Annotated in this window: 14 protein-coding genes, 1 rRNA gene and 1 riboswitch; of the genes, 11 read left to right on the top strand and 4 right to left on the bottom strand. The window is 52.0% G+C overall.

Annotation, left to right across the window (positions count from 1 at the left end):
- Positions 1-152: 152 nt before the first annotated feature.
- Both ppc and argE read right to left on the bottom strand, forming a co-directional pair.
- Positions 153-2804, bottom strand: coding sequence for a phosphoenolpyruvate carboxylase (gene ppc / locus FFT88_RS13845; protein ID WP_135403664.1), 2652 nt, complete (start codon positions 2802-2804; stop codon positions 153-155).
- A gap of 350 nt (positions 2805-3154) precedes the next feature.
- On the bottom strand, positions 3155-4306 hold the full coding sequence (gene argE / locus FFT88_RS13850) for an acetylornithine deacetylase (RefSeq protein ID WP_135403663.1): 1152 nt from the start codon (positions 4304-4306) through the stop codon (positions 3155-3157).
- A 153-nt stretch (positions 4307-4459) separates the two neighbouring features.
- Between argE and argC the strand changes: the two genes are divergently transcribed.
- The 4 genes from argC (at position 4460) to oxyR (ending at position 8866) form a co-directional block, all read left to right on the top strand.
- Positions 4460-5464, top strand: a complete 1005-nt coding sequence (gene argC / locus FFT88_RS13855) for an N-acetyl-gamma-glutamyl-phosphate reductase (RefSeq protein ID WP_135403662.1) — start codon at positions 4460-4462, stop codon at positions 5462-5464.
- Positions 5465-5471: 7 nt separating this feature from the next.
- Positions 5472-6248 (top strand): acetylglutamate kinase, encoded by a 777-nt coding sequence (gene argB, locus FFT88_RS13860; RefSeq protein WP_130206548.1) that lies wholly within the window; start codon positions 5472-5474, stop codon positions 6246-6248.
- Between the two features lie 60 nt (positions 6249-6308).
- Positions 6309-7682 carry an argininosuccinate lyase gene (argH, locus tag FFT88_RS13865; protein WP_135403661.1) on the top strand — a complete coding sequence of 458 codons (1374 nt, stop codon included), beginning with the start codon at positions 6309-6311 and terminating at the stop codon, positions 7680-7682.
- 266 nt (positions 7683-7948) lie between these two features.
- Positions 7949-8866 carry a DNA-binding transcriptional regulator OxyR gene (gene oxyR / locus FFT88_RS13870; protein ID WP_130206544.1) on the top strand — a complete coding sequence of 306 codons (918 nt, stop codon included), beginning with the start codon at positions 7949-7951 and terminating at the stop codon, positions 8864-8866.
- On the opposite strand, the gene sthA is transcribed toward oxyR, so the two are convergent.
- A complete protein-coding gene (sthA, locus tag FFT88_RS13875) occupies positions 8849-10249 on the bottom strand; it encodes a Si-specific NAD(P)(+) transhydrogenase (RefSeq protein WP_130215323.1) in 1401 nt (466 codons plus the stop codon). The genes oxyR and sthA overlap by 18 nt on opposite strands.
- A gap of 329 nt (positions 10250-10578) precedes the next feature.
- Here sthA and FFT88_RS13880 point away from each other — a divergent pair, with 329 nt between their 5' ends.
- The 4 genes from FFT88_RS13880 (at position 10579) to FFT88_RS13895 (ending at position 14217) form a co-directional block, all read left to right on the top strand.
- Complete coding sequence (locus FFT88_RS13880; RefSeq protein ID WP_135403660.1) at positions 10579-11745, top strand: M20 aminoacylase family protein; 1167 nt, start codon at positions 10579-10581, stop codon at positions 11743-11745.
- Between the two features lie 42 nt (positions 11746-11787).
- A complete protein-coding gene (locus FFT88_RS13885) occupies positions 11788-13104 on the top strand; it encodes a citrate-proton symporter (RefSeq protein ID WP_135403659.1) in 1317 nt (438 codons plus the stop codon).
- Between the two features lie 103 nt (positions 13105-13207).
- Positions 13208-13858, top strand: coding sequence for an HTH-type transcriptional repressor FabR (fabR, locus tag FFT88_RS13890; protein WP_001309117.1), 651 nt, complete (start codon positions 13208-13210; stop codon positions 13856-13858).
- Positions 13858-14217, top strand: a complete 360-nt coding sequence (locus FFT88_RS13895) for a YijD family membrane protein (protein WP_000806411.1) — start codon at positions 13858-13860, stop codon at positions 14215-14217. Before fabR ends, FFT88_RS13895 begins: the two co-directional genes overlap by 1 nt.
- A 39-nt stretch (positions 14218-14256) precedes the next feature.
- Here FFT88_RS13895 and trmA read toward each other — a convergent pair whose 3' ends face one another.
- Positions 14257-15357, bottom strand: coding sequence for a tRNA (uridine(54)-C5)-methyltransferase TrmA (gene trmA, locus FFT88_RS13900; RefSeq protein WP_135403658.1), 1101 nt, complete (start codon positions 15355-15357; stop codon positions 14257-14259).
- Positions 15358-15470: 113 nt separating this feature from the next.
- Positions 15471-15662, top strand: a riboswitch (cobalamin riboswitch).
- Between the two features lie 64 nt (positions 15663-15726).
- On the opposite strand from trmA, the gene btuB reads away from it, so the two are divergent.
- The 3 genes from btuB to FFT88_RS13915 form a co-directional block, all read left to right on the top strand.
- Entirely contained in the window at positions 15727-17571 is a 1845-nt protein-coding gene (btuB, locus tag FFT88_RS13905) for a TonB-dependent vitamin B12 receptor BtuB (RefSeq protein WP_135403657.1), read from the top strand.
- Entirely contained in the window at positions 17516-18373 is an 858-nt protein-coding gene (gene murI / locus FFT88_RS13910) for a glutamate racemase (protein ID WP_130206536.1), read from the top strand. The genes btuB and murI overlap by 56 nt, the downstream gene beginning before the upstream one ends.
- A gap of 377 nt (positions 18374-18750) precedes the next feature.
- Positions 18751-18957 (top strand): 16S ribosomal RNA (locus tag FFT88_RS13915); the annotation flags it as partial.

The following is an 18957-nucleotide window of genomic DNA, read 5'->3' on the forward strand; positions in this document are numbered from 1 at the left end:
CCGAATGTAAGGACAAAACCTTAAGGATATCTGAAGGGATATCCAGAATCTGGGTGAAATGCAGACAGAAATATATTGAAAACGAAGGTGTTAGAACAGAAGTATTTCAGAAAACCCTCGCGCTATTGCACGAGGGTTGATAGAGGAGGGGGTTAGCCAGTATTACGCATACCAGCTGCAATTCCGGCAATAGTGACCATCAACGCTTGTTCGACGCGAGGATCCGGTTCCTGGCCTTCTTTTTCTGCCTGGCGGGAGCGGTGCAGCAACTCGGCCTGCAATACGTTCAGCGGGTCAGTGTATATATTTCGTAGCTGAATAGACTCGGCAATCCACGGTAGATCGGCCATCAGATGGGAGTCGTTGGCAATCGCCAGAACCACTTTGATGTCTTCTTCTTGCAGATTGCGTAACTCTTTACCTAACGGCCACAGTGCTTTGTCGACCAGGCGTTGGTCATAGTATTCCGCCAGCCACAGATCTGCTTTGGCGAATACCATTTCCAGCATACCCAGACGCGTTGAGAAGAACGGCCAGTCGCGGCACATGGCTTCCAGTTCGCTCTGTTTGCCATCTTCCACCACTTTTTGCAGCGCTGTACCTGCACCTAGCCAGGCGGGGAGCATCAGGCGGTTTTGTGTCCAGGCAAAAATCCACGGAATAGCGCGCAGAGACTCGACGCCGCCGGTTGGGCGACGTTTCGCCGGGCGTGAACCTAACGGCAGTTTACCCAGTTCCTGTTCCGGCGTAGCGGAGCGGAAGTAAGGGACAAAGTCTTTGTTTTCACGCACGTAGCCACGGTAGAGATCGCAGGAGATGACCGACAGTTCATCCATAATGCGACGCCAGCTCTCTTTCGGCTCAGGCGGTGGCAGCAGGTTGGCTTCCAGAATCGCCCCGGTGTACAGCGACAAGCTACTAACGGTGATTTCTGGCAGACCGTATTTAAAGCGGATCATCTCGCCCTGCTCGGTTACTCGCAGGCCGCCTTTCAGGCTTCCTGGCGGTTGCGACAGCAGCGCCGCGTGGGCGGGTGCGCCGCCGCGACCAATGGAACCGCCGCGACCGTGGAACAGCGTCAGTTCAATACCTGCTTTTTCGCAGGTTTTGATTAACGCGTCCTGTGCCTGATATTGCGCCCAGGAGGCCGCCATCACGCCCGCATCTTTTGCTGAGTCGGAATAGCCAATCATCACCATCTGTTTGCCCTGAATCAGACCGCGATACCAGTCGATATTTAGCAGTTGGGTCATGACATCGTTGGCGTTGTTCAGGTCATCGAGAGTTTCAAACAGCGGTGCGACTGGCATCGCAAACCCGATACCCGCTTCTTTCAGCAGCAGGTGGACGGCCAGTACGTCGGACGGCGTTTTCGCCATCGAGATCACGTAGGCGGCAATAGAGCCTTGCGGCGCTTCGGCAATCACCTGACAGGTATCAAGCACTTCGCGCGTTTCAGCGCTTGGTTGCCAGTTGCGCGGCAGAAGCGGACGTTTGGAGTTCAGTTCGCGGATCAGGAATGCCTGCTTGTCGGCCTCTGACCAGCTTTCATAATCGCCGATACCGAGATAGCGGGTCAGCTCGCCCAGCGCTTCGGTATGGCGGGTGCTCTCCTGACGGATATCAATACGGACCAGCGGTACGCCGAAACATTTCACGCGGCGCAGGGTGTCGAGCAGATCGCCGTTGGCGATAATACCCATGCCACATGCCTGAAGTGACTGGTAGCAAGCGTAGAGCGGCTCCCACAGTTCTTCGTTCTGCGTCAGCAGGCCTTCTGGTTTTGGCAGTTCTTCGCCTTTCAGACGCGCCTCCAGCCAGGCCTGTGTCGCCATCAGGCGAGAACGCAGGTTTTTCATCAGATAGCGATACGGTTCTGCGGCGCCTTCTTCGCCGACCAGCGCCAGCAGTTCTGGGGTGGCCTCAACCATCGACAGTTCAGAAACCAGAACCTGAATATCTTTCAGGAACAGGTCGGTGGCTTTCCAGCGGCTGAGCAGCAGGACGTGGCGGGTGATATCGGCAGTGACGTTCGGGTTACCGTCGCGGTCGCCGCCCATCCACGAAGTAAAACGGACCGGAACAAATTCGACCGGCAGTTTGTAGCCGAGGTTCTCTTCCAGTTGTTCGTTCAGTTCGCGCAGGTAATTTGGTACGCCTTGCCACAGGCTGTTTTCCACTACGGCAAAGCCCCATTTCGCTTCATCAACCGGAGTTGGGCGCAGCTTACGGATTTCATCAGTATGCCAGGACTGAGCAATCAACTGGCGCAGGCGGCGCATCAGCTGGTGGTGTTCGTAGTCGGCGATATCTTTGTTATCGAGCTGTTTTAAGCAGGCGTTCACTTCCACCATTTTGTGGATCAGTGTACGACGGGTAATTTCGGTTGGATGAGCCGTGAGGACCAGTTCCAGCGACAGCGATTCCACTGCTTTTTTGATGGTTTCTTCGCTCAGTTCTGGCTGGTTTTTCAGTTTACGCAGGGTGCGGGCGATCACTTCCGGATTGCTGGCAGCCTCGCCTTTCGGCGAAATGCTGTGGTATTGCTCGGCGGTGTTGGCCAGGTTCAGGAACTGACTAAACGCACGTGCAACGGGCAGCAGCTCGTCGTTCGACAAATTTTGTAAGGTGGTGAGTAACTCCTGGCGGTTAGCATCATTGCCAGCGCGTGAAGATTTGGACAACTTACGGATAGTTTCTACGCGTTCAAGAATGTGTTCTCCCAACGCATCCTTGATGGTTTCTCCCAGCACTTTGCCGAGCATACTGACATTACTACGCAATGCGGAATATTGTTCGTTCATATGACCCCAGACACCCATCTTATCGTTTGATAGCCCTGTATCCTTCACGTCGCATTGGCGCGAATATGCTCGGGCTTTGCTTTTCGTCGTCTTTTATAAAGCCACGTAAAAGCGGTGACGTCAAATGCTGCGAAATCGCTTCAGCAAACGAATAAATAGCAGGAATTTACGCCATTAAATTCACAACGTTTTAAATAAGCGTAACTTATGGGAATGTTAAAAAATCGCCATACATAACACCAAAGGTGTAGGTCGGATAAGATGCGCAAGCATCGCATCCGACATTATTGCGGCACTGGAGTTTGGCAACGGTGCCGGATGCGGCGCAAGCGCCTTATCCGGTCTACGTTTTAATGCCAGCAAAAATGGTGAATTACCTGGGCAATCAACTCACGGGTGGGTTTAATAAACCGCGTCTCCAGATATTCATCAGGCTGATGAGCTTGATTGATGGAACCCGGACCGAGCACCAGCGTCGGGCATAACGTTTGTATAAACGGCGCTTCGGTACAGTAGTTAACCACTTCGGTCTTTGCACCGAGCAATTTCTCAACCACTTCAACCAGTTGATGATTTGGCGGGCATTCATAGCCTGGGATCGGTGGGTGCAACTCTTCGACCGTCAGACGACCCGGCCAGCGTTCGCTCACCGGAGCCAGCGCGTCGTTGAGTAGGCCATTAAGTTCATTAAGTGTCATACCCGGTAGCGGGCGAATATCCATATGCAACTCACAGCAGGCGCAAATTCGGTTAGAGGCGTCGCCGCCGTGAATATGCCCGAGGTTGAGCGTGGGGTATGGCACGGTAAACGCTTCGTAGTGATAACGTTCTTTCAGGTTATCGCGTAACTGCAAAATATGGCCGATGGCGTCGTGCATCAGTTCGATAGCGTTAACTCCGCGCGCCGGATCGCTGGAGTGGCCCGACTGACCCAGAATGCGAATGGCATTTGAGATGTGGCCTTTATGCGCGCGTACCGGTTGCAGCGACGTCGGTTCGCCAATGATGGCGCAATCCGGGCGCAGGGCGGTAGTTTCGGCAAAATAACGCGCTCCGGCCATACTGGTTTCTTCATCGGCAGTCGCCAGAATGTAGAGCGGTTTTTTCAGTTTCGTGACGTCGACATCGCGTAGCGCATCAAGGATAAACGCAAAAAAGCCTTTCATGTCGGCAGTGCCTAAGCCGTAAAGCTTGCCGTCATGCTCCGTCAGTGTAAACGGATCGCGCGTCCAGCGACCGTCATCAAATGGCACCGTATCGGTATGCCCCGCCAGCAACAAGCCGCCAGCCCCCTGTCCGCAACTGGCCAGCATATTAAATTTGTTGCGAGTTCCTGGAACAGGCTGCACTTCCACATTGAAGCCTAAATCTTTAAACCAGTCCGCCAGCAGAGTGATTAAATCTGCATTGCTTTGATCGAGTGCCTCTTCCGTGGCGCTTATTGAAGGTGTGGCAATCAGAGCACGGTAAATCTCGATAAATGGCGGTAATTTGTTTTTCATTGTTGACACACCTCTGGTCATGATAGTATCAATATTCATGCAGTATTTATGAATAAAAATACACTAACGTTGAGCGTAATAAAACCCACCAGCCGTAAGGTGAATGTTTTACGTTTAACCTGGCAACCAGACATAAGAAGGTGAATAGCCCCGATGTTGAATACGCTGATTGTGGGTGCCAGCGGCTACGCTGGCGCAGAGCTAGTGACCTATGTAAATCGCCATCCGCATATGAACATAACCGCTTTGACTGTCTCAGCGCAAAGCAATGATGCGGGAAAGTTAATCTCCGATTTGCATCCGCAGCTCAAAGGCATCGTTGACCTGCCGTTGCAGCCGATGTCGGATATCAGCGAGTTTAGCCCAGGGGTAGATGTGGTGTTTCTCGCCACCGCCCATGAAGTTAGCCACGATTTAGCGCCGCAGTTTCTTGAAGCTGGCTGTGTGGTGTTCGACCTTTCCGGCGCGTTTCGTGTTAACGACGTCACCTTCTATGAAAAATATTACGGCTTTACCCATCAATACCCGGAACTGCTGGAACAGGCAGCCTACGGTCTGGCGGAGTGGTGCGGTAATAAATTAAAAGAAGCGAACTTGATTGCGGTGCCAGGCTGTTATCCGACGGCGGCACAGCTGGCGCTGAAACCGTTGATTGATGCCGATCTTCTTGACCTCAATCAGTGGCCGGTGATTAACGCCACCAGCGGCGTGAGCGGTGCAGGACGTAAGGCAGCGATTTCAAACAGCTTTTGTGAAGTGAGCCTGCAACCGTATGGCATCTTTACCCATCGCCACCAGCCGGAGATCGCTACGCATCTCGGTGCTGACGTCATCTTCACCCCGCATCTGGGCAATTTCCCGCGCGGCATTCTTGAAACCATTACTTGCCGCCTGAAGCCTGGCGTGAACCAGGCGCAAGTCGCGCAAGCGTTACTGCAGGCGTATGCCCATAAACCGTTGGTGCGGTTGTATGACAAAGGCGTTCCGGCACTAAAAAATGTCGTCGGGCTGCCGTTTTGCGATATCGGATTTGCCGTTCAGGGCGAGCATCTGATTATTGTGGCGACCGAAGATAACTTACTGAAAGGCGCGGCGGCACAGGCAATCCAGTGTGCCAATATTCGTTTCGGCTATGCGGAAACGCAGTCTCTTATTTAAGGGTGCAATGATGAATCCATTAATTATCAAGCTGGGCGGCGTACTGCTGGATAGCGAAGAGGCGCTGGAACGGCTGTTCAGCGCACTGGTGAAATATCGTGAGTCACATCAGCGTCCGCTGGTGATTGTTCACGGCGGCGGCTGCGTGGTGGATGAACTAATGAAAGGGCTGAACCTGCCGGTGAAAAAGAAAAATGGCCTGCGGGTGACGCCTGCGGATCAGATAGACATTATCACCGGAGCGCTGGCGGGAACGGCAAATAAAACCCTGCTGGCGTGGGCGAAGAAACATCAGATTGCAGCCGTAGGCTTGTTTCTTGGTGATGGCGACAGCGTAAAAGTGACCCAGCTTGATGAAGAGTTAGGCCATGTTGGACTGGCGCAGCCAGGTTCGCCTAAGCTTATCAATACGTTGCTGGAAAACGGTTATCTGCCGGTGGTCAGCTCCATTGGCGTAACGGACGAAGGACAACTGATGAACGTCAATGCCGACCAGGCGGCGACGGCGCTGGCGGCAACGCTGGGCGCAGATCTGATTTTGCTCTCCGACGTCAGCGGCATTCTCGACGGTAAAGGGCAACGCATTGCCGAAATGACCGCCGCGAAAGCAGAACAACTGATTGAGCAGGGCATTATTACCGACGGCATGATAGTGAAAGTGAACGCGGCGCTGGATGCTGCGCGCACGCTGGGCCGTCCGGTAGATATCGCCTCCTGGCGTCATGCGGAACAGCTTCCGGCACTGTTTAACGGTATGCCGATGGGTACGCGGATTTTAGCTTAAGTTTTGTTAGCCGGAGGCGCAGCTTTCCGGCATTGAATTTCAAAATAAGGAAACAGAGTTATGGCACTTTGGGGCGGGCGTTTTACCCAGGCAGCAGATCAACGATTCAAACAATTCAACGACTCACTGCGCTTTGATTACCGTCTGGCGGAGCAGGATATTGTTGGCTCTGTGGCCTGGTCCAAAGCCCTGGTAACGGTCGGCGTGTTAACCGCAGAAGAGCAGGCGCAACTGGAAGAGGCGCTGAACGTGCTGCTGGAAGATGTTCGCGCCAGGCCACAACAAATCCTTGAAAGTGATGCCGAAGATATCCATAGCTGGGTGGAAGGCAAACTGATCGACAAAGTGGGCCAGTTAGGCAAAAAACTGCATACCGGGCGTAGCCGTAATGATCAGGTAGCGACTGACCTGAAACTGTGGTGCAAGGATACCGTTAGCGAGTTACTGACGGCTAACCGGCAGTTACAATCCGCTCTGGTCGAGACCGCACAAAACAATCAGGACGCGGTGATGCCAGGTTACACTCACCTGCAACGCGCTCAACCGGTGACTTTCGCGCACTGGTGCCTGGCCTACGTTGAGATGCTGGCGCGTGATGAAAGCCGTTTGCAGGACGCGCTTAAGCGTCTGGATGTCAGCCCGTTAGGCTGTGGCGCACTGGCGGGAACGGCCTATGAAATCGACCGTGAACAGTTAGCCGGCTGGCTGGGTTTTGCTTCGGCGACACGTAACAGTCTCGACAGCGTTTCTGACCGTGATCATGTGCTGGAACTGCTTTCTGCTGCCGCTATCGGCATGGTGCATCTGTCACGTTTTGCTGAAGATCTGATTTTCTTTAATACCGGCGAGGCGGGGTTTGTCGAGCTTTCTGACCGCGTGACTTCCGGTTCATCATTAATGCCGCAGAAGAAAAACCCGGATGCGCTGGAGCTGATTCGCGGTAAATGCGGTCGGGTGCAGGGCGCGTTAACCGGCATGATGATGACGCTGAAAGGTTTGCCGCTGGCTTACAACAAAGATATGCAGGAAGACAAAGAAGGTCTGTTCGACGCGCTCGATACCTGGCTGGACTGCCTGCATATGGCGGCGCTGGTGCTGGACGGCATTCAGGTGAAACGTCTGCGTTGCCAGGAAGCGGCGCAGCAAGGTTACGCGAACGCCACTGAACTGGCGGATTACCTGGTTGCGAAAGGCGTACCGTTCCGCGAGGCGCACCATATCGTGGGTGAAGCGGTGGTGGAAGCTATTCGTCAGGGCAAACCGCTGGAAGAGCTGCCGCTCAGTGAGTTGCAGAAATTCAGCCCGGTGATTGGCGAAGATGTCTATCCGATTCTGTCGCTGCAATCGTGCCTCGACAAGCGTGCGGCAAAAGGCGGCGTCTCACCGCAACAGGTGGCGCAGGCGATTGCTTTTGCAAGGGCGCGGTTGGGGTAAGAACATTTATATGCACAAATTTGAGCCTGGCTTATCGCCGGGCTTTTTTATGGCAAAAAAAAGCGGATCCTGGAGATCCGCAAAAGTTCACGTTGGCTTTAGTTATTCGAGTTGAGAAACTCTCGAAACGGGCAGTGACTTCAAGGGTTAAAAGAGGTGCCGCTCCGTTTCTGTGCGCAATTATCAGTCACAATGCTTGATAGGGATAATCGTTCGTTGCTATGCTACCTATCGCCATGAACTATCGTGGCGATGGAGGATGGATAATGAATATTCGTGATCTTGAGTACCTGGTGGCATTGGCCGAGCACCGCCATTTTCGCCGTGCGGCAGATTCCTGCCACGTTAGCCAGCCGACGCTTAGCGGGCAAATTCGTAAGCTGGAAGATGAGCTGGGCGTGATGTTGCTGGAGCGGACCAGCCGTAAAGTGTTATTCACCCAGGCGGGAATGCTACTGGTGGATCAGGCGCGTACCGTGCTGCGCGAGGTGAAAGTCCTTAAAGAGATGGCAAGCCAGCAGGGGGAGACGATGTCCGGGCCGCTGCATATTGGTTTGATTCCCACGGTTGGGCCTTACCTGTTGCCGCATATCATCCCGATGCTTCACCAGACCTTTCCGAAGCTGGAAATGTATCTGCATGAAGCGCAGACCCATCAGTTACTGGCGCAACTGGACAGTGGCAAACTCGACTGCGTGATCCTCGCGCTGGTGAAAGAGAGCGAAGCATTCATTGAAGTACCGTTGTTTGATGAACCCATGTTGTTGGCAGTCTATGAAGATCACCCGTGGTCTAATCGCGAATGCGTGCCGATGGCCGATCTGGCAGGGGAAAAACTGCTGATGCTGGAAGATGGTCACTGTCTGCGCGATCAGGCAATGGGCTTCTGCTTTGAAGCTGGAGCGGATGAAGATACACACTTCCGCGCGACCAGTCTGGAGACGCTGCGCAACATGGTGGCCGCAGGTAGCGGGATCACTTTATTGCCTGCGCTGGCTGTACCGCCAGAACGCAAACGTGATGGCGTGGTTTATCTGCCGTGCATTAAGCCGGAACCACGCCGTACCATTGGTCTGGTTTATCGTCCAGGCTCACCGCTGCGCAGCCGCTATGAGCAGCTGGCAGAGGCCATCCGCGCAAAAATGGATGGCCATTTCGATAAAGCGTTAAAACAGGCGGTTTAAGCCGTTTAATGCCGCTACCCGATAGGCTTCCGCCATGGTCGGGTAGTTAAAGGTGGTGTTGACGAAGTACTCAATGGTGTTGCCGCCACCTTTCTGTTCCATAATCGCCTGACCGATATGAATAATTTCGGCAGCGCGCTCACCAAAGCAATGGATCCCCAGAATCTCTTTCGTTTCCCGATGGAACAAAATTTTCAGCGTACCCACGTTCATGCCAACGATTTGTGCACGCGCCAGATGTTTAAACTGGGCGCGGCCTACTTCATACGGTACTTTCATCGCGGTCAGCTGCTGTTCGGTTTTGCCCACAGAGCTGATTTCTGGGATGGTGTAAATACCGGTAGGGATATCTTCAATCAAGTGCGCGGTGGCTTCACCTTTTACCAGCGCCTGCGCGGCAATGCGCCCCTGGTCATAGGCCGCTGAAGCCAGGCTTGGATAACCAATCACGTCGCCCACCGCGTAAACGTGCGGCTGCGCGGTCTGATACATGCTGTTGACCTTCAGCTGTCCGCGACTGTCAGTTTCCAGCCCAATGTTCTGTAACGCCAGCGAATCGGTATTACCGGTGCGACCGTTGGCATAGAGCAGACAGTCGGCTTTCAGTTTTTTGCCCGACTTCAGATGCATGATCACACCGTCGTCACAGCCTTCGATCTTCTCGTACTCTTCGTTGTGACGAATCACTACGCCACTGTTCCAGAAGTGATAGGAGAGCGAATCTGACATCTCTTGATCGAGAAACGCCAACAGGCGATCGCGGGTATTGATCAGATCTACTTTTACATCCATACCGCGGAAGATCGACGCATATTCACAGCCGATCACTCCAGCACCGTAAATAAGTACATGGCGCGGTTCGTGGTGCATGCTAAGAATTGAGTCGCTGTCGTAAATGCGTGGATGGGTGAAATCGACGTCTGCTGGATGATAAGGGCGTGAGCCGCAGGCAATGACAAATTTTTCAGCGGTTAGTGTTTCGACGCTGCCGTCCGGGCAATCCAGCGCCAACGTATGCTCGTCAACAAAGCGAGCGTTCCCCTGCAATATTTCACAGTGATTACGTTCGTAAAATCCCTGACGCATGCGCGTTTGTTGATTAATCACGTTATCGGCATGGTTAAGGATATCGGCAAAAGAAGAGCGGAGCAGTCGGGAATGGTCGCTGTAAAGTGGGTTTTGATTGAATTCTATAATGCGGCTGACGGCGTGACGGAGAGCTTTCGACGGGATGGTGCCCCAGTGGGTGCAACCGCCGCCAACATTTTGATAACGCTCGATAACTGCGACGCGCGCACCTTGCTTAACAAGACCCATTGCAGCGCCTTCGCCGCCGGGGCCGGAACCTATTACTATGGCATCGTAATCGTAGGAATGTGGCATGGTAGGGCTTACCTGTTCTTATACATAAAAGCAACAGAATGGTAACATTTTATCGCGGGTAAGCCAATTGATCCCCGTCATTAATCTGGCTATAGCGTGAGCGGCCTTTGCTTTGTCTGCCTCCTTATTAACCCATTAATTCGCTATTAATTGCTTTTTCTTATGGCTGATAGTTTTATCTTGCCGAAGTGTGCTTTTTTGTTATTGTCTATGTTAAATATTCTTATAAAACAAATATATAAATATTTTATATTGATGACTTATTTATATTTATACCATCAATAAAATCCGTTAATTAACCTGTTTATAAGTGAATAAAGGAATAGTCGATGATCGAACACTACATTCGTGGGTTTGAGGAAGAGTTGCGCGAGGTCCGCCACAAAATCCACGAAAACCCGGAGCTGGGATTACAGGAATTTAAAACCAGTGCTTTGGTTGCGGAAAAGCTGCGCCAGTGGGGCTATGAAGTAGAGCAAGGACTGGCGACGACGGGGATAGTGGCCACGTTAAAAGTGGGCGACGGAGAGAAAAGTATTGGCCTGCGGGCGGATATGGATGCGCTGCCAATTTATGAAAATAGTGGCAAGCCCTGGGCCAGTAAACATCCTGGTTTAATGCACGCCTGCGGGCATGACGGGCATACCACCATACTGCTGGGGGCCGCGCGTTATTTTGCCGAAACCCGCCGTTTTAACGGCACGTTACGTCTTATCTTCCAGCCTGCGGAAGAGATGATTAACGGTGGCGAGATTATGGTCAAAGAAGGTCTTTTTGACCACTTCCCCTGCGATGTGATTTTCGGGATGCACAACATGCCTGGCTTGCCGGTTGGCAAGTTTTTCTTCCAGCCAGGGGCGCTAATGGCGTCAATGGATCAGTTCCACATCACAGTTCGTGGCTGTGGAGGGCACGGTGCAATTCCTCACAAAGCCATCGATCCGGTGCTGGTTGCCGCACATATCACCACCGCATTACAAAGCATTGTGTCGCGCAATGTCGATCCGCTGGAAGCGGCGGTAATTACCGTCGGCAGCATTGTTGCGGGTGAGGCGGCTAACGTCATTCCTGACAGTGCTGAGATGAAAATCAGCGTCCGCTCTCTTAGCCGCGATACCCGACAACTTCTTCTGACCCGTATTCCTGCTCTGGCACAAGCCCAGGCTGCCAGCTTTGGTGCTACGGCTGAGGTTACGCATGTTAACGGTACACCGGTATTAGTGAATGACGAGGAGATGGCGCGCTTCGCCTGGCAGGTGGCGTGTAAAACGTTTGGTGAAGATCGGGCCGAGTTTGGCATCAAGCCTCTGATGGGCAGTGAAGATTTCTCTTTCATGCTGGAAGCCCAACCCAAAGGCGGTTTCCTGTTATTCGGTAATGGCGATGTCGGGGAAGGTTCCTGCATGGTGCATAACCCGGGTTACGACTTCAACGATGCAAGTCTGGTCCCGGCAAGCAGCTACTGGGGCGCACTGGTAGAAGCCTGGCTGCAATAAATAAAACAACACACAACAACACTTTTTGGCAAGGAACATGGAATGACGGCGATCGTAAATGGAAGCGTGATTGTGAAGAAAAAGCCCAGCGGTAAGCGGGTGATTTTTGCTTCGGCGTTTGGCAATGCGCTCGAATTTTTTGATTTTGGCGTTTACAACTTTTTTGTGGTCTATATCAGTACGCTTTTCTTCCCGCCCAGCGCTGATCACAATGTCGCGCTGTTACTGGCATTTGCAACGTTTGGCGTGAGTTTTTTTATGCGCCCGCTTGGTGGAATTATCGTCGGGGCCTGGGCCGATCGCTTCGGACGTAAGCCCGCGATGGTGTTCACCATTGCCCTGATGAGCCTCGGTACGTTGATGATTGGCATTGCGCCGACGTATGCAACGGCGGGCTATTGGGGAACGGCGACGCTGGTGCTGGCGCGTCTGATTCAGGGCGTTGCGGCAGGTGGTGAAGTCGGCGCCTCAATGTCTTTACTGGTTGAATCAGCTCCGGCAAATCGTCGCGGTTTTTACAGCAGTTGGTCACTGGCGACCCAGGGGCTGGCAACGACCTTTGGTGGTGTTGTCGCTTTAGGTCTGAGCGCATGGCTACCGTTCGCCACAGGTTCAGAAACTGTAATGGCCGAATGGGGCTGGCGTGTGCCATTTTTTATTGGTGTGCTTTTAGCGCCCATCGGTTGCTGGCTGCGTCTGAGCCTGGAAAATGATGTGCCTGAACCTGTACACAATAAAAAAGCTGCTGCCAGCGAAAGCGCGTTCTCTCTGCTCCTGCAACATAAAGCGACTATCATTAACGGCGTTTTACTCGCTATTGGTAGCACGGTAGCAACCTATATTTCCCTCTTTTACTATGGCACCTGGGCGGCGAAGTATCTGGCAATGCCTCAACACTATTCTCATGCAGCGATGTTACTGGCGGGGGTAATTACGTTTGTGGGCGCGCTGTTGGTGGGGATGCTATGTGATTCGGTCGGGCGTAAAAAACTGATTTTAATCTCTCGTGTGATGGTGCTGATCTGTAGCTGGCCTTCGTTCTGGCTGTTGGTGAATTACCCCAGTCCCGGCATGTTGCTGACGGTCGTTTTCGTGATGGTCAGCTTTACCACGCTTGGTGGGGTACCGGTAATGTTGCTGATTTCCGAACTATTGCCGAAACGGATTCGGGCATTAGGCTTCGCGTTGGTTTATAGCATTGGCGTAGCAATCTTCGGCGGTTTTGCGCAATATTTCGCCACGCAATCCATCGTGTTACTGGATAGCCTGACGGCTCCGGCGTGGTATCTGGGCGGGGGAACATTGCTGTCTATGCTGGCGTTGCTGTTTGTAAAAGAACCGGCCAAAGAGTTGCAGTAAATGTGTTTTATTGCGCTACCGTTCATTCACAACACTGGAGCAATCCAGTATGTTCATTCTCTGGTATAGTGCCAGCAGTACTTTTGGCAAGGATTCAGACATCGTGATGGGCGTAAGAGCGCAACAAAAAGAAAAAACCCGACGTTCGCTGGTAGAAGCCGCATTTAGCCAATTAAGTGCTGAACGCAGCTTCGCCAGCCTGAGTTTACGTGAAGTGGCGCGTGAAGCGGGCATTGCTCCCACCTCTTTTTATCGGCATTTCCGCGACGTAGACGAACTGGGTCTGACCATGGTTGACGAGAGTGGTTTGATGCTGCGTCAGCTTATGCGCCAGGCGCGTCAGCGTATCGCTAAAGGCGGGAGTGTGATCCGTACCTCGGTATCCACATTTATGGAGTTCATCGGTAATAATCCTAACGCCTTCCGGTTATTATTGCGGGAACGCTCCGGCACCTCCGCCGCGTTTCGTGCCGCCGTTGCGCGTGAAATTCAGCACTTCATTGCGGAACTTGCGGACTATCTTGAACTCGAAAACCATATGCCTCGCGCGTTTACTGAAGCGCAAGCCGAAGCCATGGTGACGATTGTCTTCAGCGCGGGTGCCGAGGCGTTGGATGTCGGCGTCGAACAACGTCGGCAATTAGAAGAGCGACTGGTACTGCAACTGCGAATGATTTCGAAAGGGGCTTATTACTGGTATCGCCGTGAACAAGAGAAAACCGCAATTATTCCGGGAAATGTGAAGGACGAGTAATGAAACAAGCAAATCAAGATAGAGGTACGCTGCTGCTGGCGTTAGTTGCTGGCTTATCGATTAATGGTACTTTCGCAGCGCTGTTTAGCTCCATTGTGCCATTTTCTGTATTCCCGATTATTTCCCTGGTGCTGACGGTTTACTGCCTGCATCAACGTTATCTTAATCGCACTATGCCGGTCGGCTTGCCGGGTCTGGCAGCTGCCTGTTTTATTCTCGGCGTTCTGCTTTATAGCACTGTGGTTCGTGCGGAATATCCGGATATCGGTTCTAACTTCTTCCCGGCTGTGCTGTCCGTCATTATGGTGTTCTGGATTGGCGCGAAGATGCGTAACCGTAAGCAGGAAGTTGCTGAGTAATCGGAATCATGCCGGATGCTGGCGCATCCGGCATGGGTATTACTTCGCCGTCAGTAATACGCCGCACTCCATATGGTGCGTGTAGGGGAACTGATCAAATAGAGCCAGACGTTCAACCTTGTGCGTCTGGCTTAACGTTTCCAGATTCTTGCATAACGTTTCCGGATTGCAGGAGATATACAGAATATGCGGATACGCCTGCACCATTTTCTCGGTTTCACTGTCCAGACCGCTGCGCGGTGGGTCGACAAAAATGGTTTCGCATTGATAACTCTTTAAGTCGATCCCTTGCAGGCGGTTAAACTCGCGCACACCATTCATCGCCTGAGTGAATTCTTCTGCCGCCATACGAATAATTTGTACGTTATCAATATGGTTAGCTGCGATGTTGTATTGCGCAGCAGCAACCGACGGCTTGGCGATTTCGGTAGCTAATACCCGATCAAAATTGCGCGCCAGCGCTAATGAAAAGTTACCGTTGCCGCAGTATAGCTCCAGTAAATCGCCTTTTGAGCCTTTGGTTACGTCCAGCGCCCATTCCAGCATCTGAATATTCATCGCCGCGTTTGGCTGGGTGAAACTGTTCTCCACCTGACGGTAGATCATCTCTTTTCCGGCGACCGGCAGACGTTCATCGATGTAATCCTGATCCAGCGCGATTTTGGTTTTCGTTGCCCGACCAATCAGATGCACATTCAGATTCTGCGCGCGCAACGCATCGCGCAGGGCTTCCGCCTGCTGACGCCATTCGTCATCCAGCTTTTTATGGTACAGCAGGGAAACCACCGCCTGATTACTCAGCGTGGTGAGGTAATCAATCTGGAACAACTTGTGGCGCAGAACGGGATTATTACGCACACCCGCAATCATCGCCGTCATCAACTGGTTGATGAGTTCACTGGCGGCGGGGAAGCTATCCACGCGGATACGGCTTTTGGTTTGTTGATCGAAAATGATGTGATATAGGTCATCGCCATCGTGCCAGATGCGGAACTCCGCGCGCATCCGGTAATGACTGACCGGCGAGCGAAACACTTCCGGAACCAGGTCAGAAAACGGTGCCATCATACTTTGCAAACGTACCACTTTTTCGGCTAACTGCGCTTCATACTGTTCTGTTGGAAGGTGTTCGGGGGTCATGATGTATCCTGAAAAATTAAAGTACGCGGCGATTGTAGGGATTGCTCATCAGATGTCCAGATCTTGATGAATTCCTATTTGTGAGCTACGTCTGGACAGTAAGTTGTTACAACCTGTAGCATCCACTTGCCGGTCCTGTGAGTTAATAGGGAATCCAGTGCGAATCTGGAGCTGACGCGCAGCGGTAAGGAAAGGTGCGATGATTGCGTTATGCGGACACTGCCATCCGGTGGGAAGTCATCATCTCTTTGTATCTTCAGATACCCCTCCAAGCCCGAAGACCTGCCGGCCAACGTCGCATCTGGTTCTCATCATCGCGTAATATTGATGAAACCTGCGGCATCCTTCATCTATTGTGGATGCTTTACAATGATTAAAAAAGCTTCGCTGCTGACGGCGTGTTCCGTCACAGCCTTTTCCGCTTGGGCACAGGATACCAGCCCGGATACTCTCGTCGTTACTGCTAACCGTTTTGAACAACCGCGCAGCACTGTACTTGCACCAACCACCGTTGTGACGCGTCAGGATATCGACCGCTGGCAGTCGACCTCGGTTAATGATGTGCTGCGCCGTCTTCCGGGCGTCGATATCACCCAAAACGGCGGTTCAGGTCAGCTCTCATCTATTTTTATTCGCGGTACAAATGCCAGTCATGTGTTGGTGTTAATTGATGGCGTACGCCTGAATCTGGCGGGGGTGAGTGGTTCTGCCGACCTTAGCCAGTTCCCTATTGCGCTTGTCCAGCGTGTTGAATATATCCGTGGGCCACGCTCCGCCGTTTATGGTTCCGATGCAATAGGTGGGGTGGTGAATATCATCACGACGCGCGATGAACCCGGAACGGAAATTTCAGCAGGGTGGGGAAGCAATAGTTATCAAAACTATGATGTCTCTACACAGCAACAACTGGGGGATAAGACACGAGTAACGTTGTTGGGCGATTATGCCCATACTCATGGTTATGATGTTGTTGCCTATGGTAATACCGGAACGCAAGCGCAGACAGATAACGATGGTTTTTTAAGTAAAACGCTTTATGGCGCGCTGGAGCATAACTTTACTGATGCCTGGAGCGGCTTTGTGCGCGGCTATGGCTATGATAACCGTACCAATTATGACGCGTATTATTCTCCCGGCTCACCGTTGCTCGATACCCGTAAACTCTATAGCCAAAGTTGGGACGCCGGGCTGCGCTATAACGGCGAACTGATTAAATCACAACTCATTACCAGCTATAGCCATAGCAAAGATTACAACTACGATCCCCATTATGGTCGTTATGATTCGTCGGCGACGCTCGATGAGATGAAGCAATACACCGTCCAGTGGGCAAACAATGTCATCGTTGGTCACGGTAGTATTGGTGCGGGTGTCGACTGGCAGAAACAGACTACGACGCCGGGTACAGGTTATGTTGAGGATGGATATGATCAACGTAATACCGGCATCTATCTGACCGGGCTGCAACAAGTTGGCGATTTTACCTTTGAAGGTGCAGCACGCAGCGACGATAACTCACAGTTTGGTCGTCATGGAACCTGGCAAACCAGCGCCGGATGGGAGTTCATCGAAGGTTATCGTTTTATCGCTTCCTATGGGACATCTTATAAGGCACCAAATCTTGGACAACTGTACGGCTTCTACGGTAATCCGGATCTGGACCCTGAGAAAAGCAAACAGTGGGAAGGCGCGTTTGAAGGTTTAACAGCAGGAGTGAACTGGCGTATTTCCGGATATCGTAACGATGTTAGTGACTTAATCGATTATGACGACCATATCCTGAAATATTACAACGAAGGGAAAGCGCGGATTAAAGGTGTCGAGGCGACCGCCAATTTTGATACCGGACCACTGATGCATACTGTGAGTTACGATTATGTTGATGCCCGTAACGCAATTACCGACACACCGTTGTTACGCCGTGCTAAACAGCAGGTGAAATACCAGCTCGACTGGCAGTTGTATGACTTCGACTGGGGTATTACTTATCAGTATTTAGGCACTCGCTATGATAAGGATTACTCATCTTATCCTTATCAAACCGTTAAAATGGGCGGTGTGAGCTTGTGGGATCTTGCGGTTGCGTATCCGGTCACCTCTCACCTGACAGTTCGTGGTAAAATAGCCAACCTGTTCGACAAAGATTATGAGACAGTCTATGGCTACCAAACTGCAGGACGGGAATACACCTTGTCTGGCAGCTACACCTTCTGAACCACGTCCCACCGTGCTGGTGTTTGACTCCGGCGTCGGTGGGTTGTCGGTCTATGACGAGATCCGGCATCTCTTACCGGATCTCCATTACATTTATGCTTTCGATAACGTCGCTTTCCCGTATGGCGAAAAAAGCGAAGAGTTTATTGTTGAGCGTGTGGTGGAAATTGTCACCGCAGTGCAAGAGCGTTATCCCCTTGCGCTGGCTGTGGTCGCTTGCAACACCGCCAGTACCGTCTCACTTCCTGCATTACGCGAAAAGTTTGCGTTCCCGGTTGTCGGTGTCGTTCCGGCAATTAAGCCAGCGGCACGCCTGACAGCTAATGGCATTGTCGGATTGCTGGCAACTCGTGGTACGGTAAAACGTTCTTATACCCACGAGCTAATCGCGCGTTTCGCTAATGAATGTCAGATAGAGATGCTGGGCTCGGCAGAAATGGTTGAGCTGGCTGAAGCGAAGCTGCATGGCGAAGAAATCTCTCTGGATGCGCTAAAACGTATCCTGCGCCCGTGGTTAAGAATGAAAGAGCCGCCAGATACCGTTGTTCTGGGTTGCACCCATTTTCCTCTACTTCAAGAAGAACTGTTAAAGGTGCTGCCAGAGGGAACCCGGCTGGTGGATTCTGGCGCAGCGATTGCACGCCGAACGGCCTGGCTGCTGGAACATGAAGCTCCTGAGGCAAAATCTGCCGATGCGAACATTGCCTTTTGCATGGCCATGACGCCAGAAGCTGAACAGTTATTACCCGTTTTACAGCGTTACGGCTTCAAAACGCTCGAAAAACTGGCAGTTTCAGGCTGATTTGGTTGAATGTTGCGCATTCGGAAAATTATTTTAAATTTCCTCTTGTCAGCTCAGAATAACTCCCTATAATGCGCCACCACTGACACGGAACAACGGCAAACACGCCGCCGGGTCAGCGGGATTCTCCTGAGAATTCCGGCAGAGAAAAGCGAAAATAAACGCTTGGCTCTGAAAGAGGAAAGCGTAATATACGCCACCTCGCGACAGTCAGCTGAAAGCCGCGTCGCAACTGCTCTTTAACAATTTATCAGACAATCTGTGTGGGCACTCGAAGATACGGATTCTTAACGTCGCAAGACGATAAATGAATACCAAGTCTCAAGAGTGAACACGTAATTCATTACGAAGTTTAATTTTTTGAGCATCAAACTTTTAAATTGAAGAGTTTGATCATGGCTCAGATTGAACGCTGGCGGCAGGCCTAACACATGCAAGTCGAACGGTAACAGGAAGAAGCTTGCTTCTTTGCTGACGAGTGGCGGACGGGTGAGTAATGTCTGGGAAACTGCCTGATGGAGGGGGATAACTACTGGAAACGGTAGCTAATACCGCATAACGTCGCAAGACCAAAGAGGGGGACC

Origin of the sequence: Escherichia sp. E4930 (genome assembly GCF_005845405.1) — a bacterium.
GTDB lineage: Bacteria > Pseudomonadota > Gammaproteobacteria > Enterobacterales > Enterobacteriaceae > Escherichia.

Excerpts from the sequence above, each read along its gene's own strand:
- sthA (WP_130215323.1), bottom strand. The coding sequence starts at position 10,249 with ATGCCACATTCCTACGATTACGATGCCATAGTAATAGGTTCCGGCCCC.
- argC (WP_135403662.1), top strand. The coding sequence starts at position 4,460 with ATGTTGAATACGCTGATTGTGGGTGCCAGCGGCTACGCTGGCGCAGAG.
- btuB (WP_135403657.1), top strand. The coding sequence starts at position 15,727 with ATGATTAAAAAAGCTTCGCTGCTGACGGCGTGTTCCGTCACAGCCTTT.
- argB (WP_130206548.1), top strand. The coding sequence starts at position 5,472 with ATGATGAATCCATTAATTATCAAGCTGGGCGGCGTACTGCTGGATAGC.
- oxyR (WP_130206544.1), top strand. The coding sequence starts at position 7,949 with ATGAATATTCGTGATCTTGAGTACCTGGTGGCATTGGCCGAGCACCGC.
- trmA (WP_135403658.1), bottom strand. The coding sequence starts at position 15,357 with ATGACCCCCGAACACCTTCCAACAGAACAGTATGAAGCGCAGTTAGCC.
- FFT88_RS13885 (WP_135403659.1), top strand. The coding sequence starts at position 11,788 with ATGACGGCGATCGTAAATGGAAGCGTGATTGTGAAGAAAAAGCCCAGC.
- FFT88_RS13880 (WP_135403660.1), top strand. The coding sequence starts at position 10,579 with ATGATCGAACACTACATTCGTGGGTTTGAGGAAGAGTTGCGCGAGGTC.
- argE (WP_135403663.1), bottom strand. The coding sequence starts at position 4,306 with ATGAAAAACAAATTACCGCCATTTATCGAGATTTACCGTGCTCTGATT.
- murI (WP_130206536.1), top strand. The coding sequence starts at position 17,516 with ATGGCTACCAAACTGCAGGACGGGAATACACCTTGTCTGGCAGCTACA.
- ppc (WP_135403664.1), bottom strand. The coding sequence starts at position 2,804 with ATGAACGAACAATATTCCGCATTGCGTAGTAATGTCAGTATGCTCGGC.
- FFT88_RS13895 (WP_000806411.1), top strand. The coding sequence starts at position 13,858 with ATGAAACAAGCAAATCAAGATAGAGGTACGCTGCTGCTGGCGTTAGTT.
- argH (WP_135403661.1), top strand. The coding sequence starts at position 6,309 with ATGGCACTTTGGGGCGGGCGTTTTACCCAGGCAGCAGATCAACGATTC.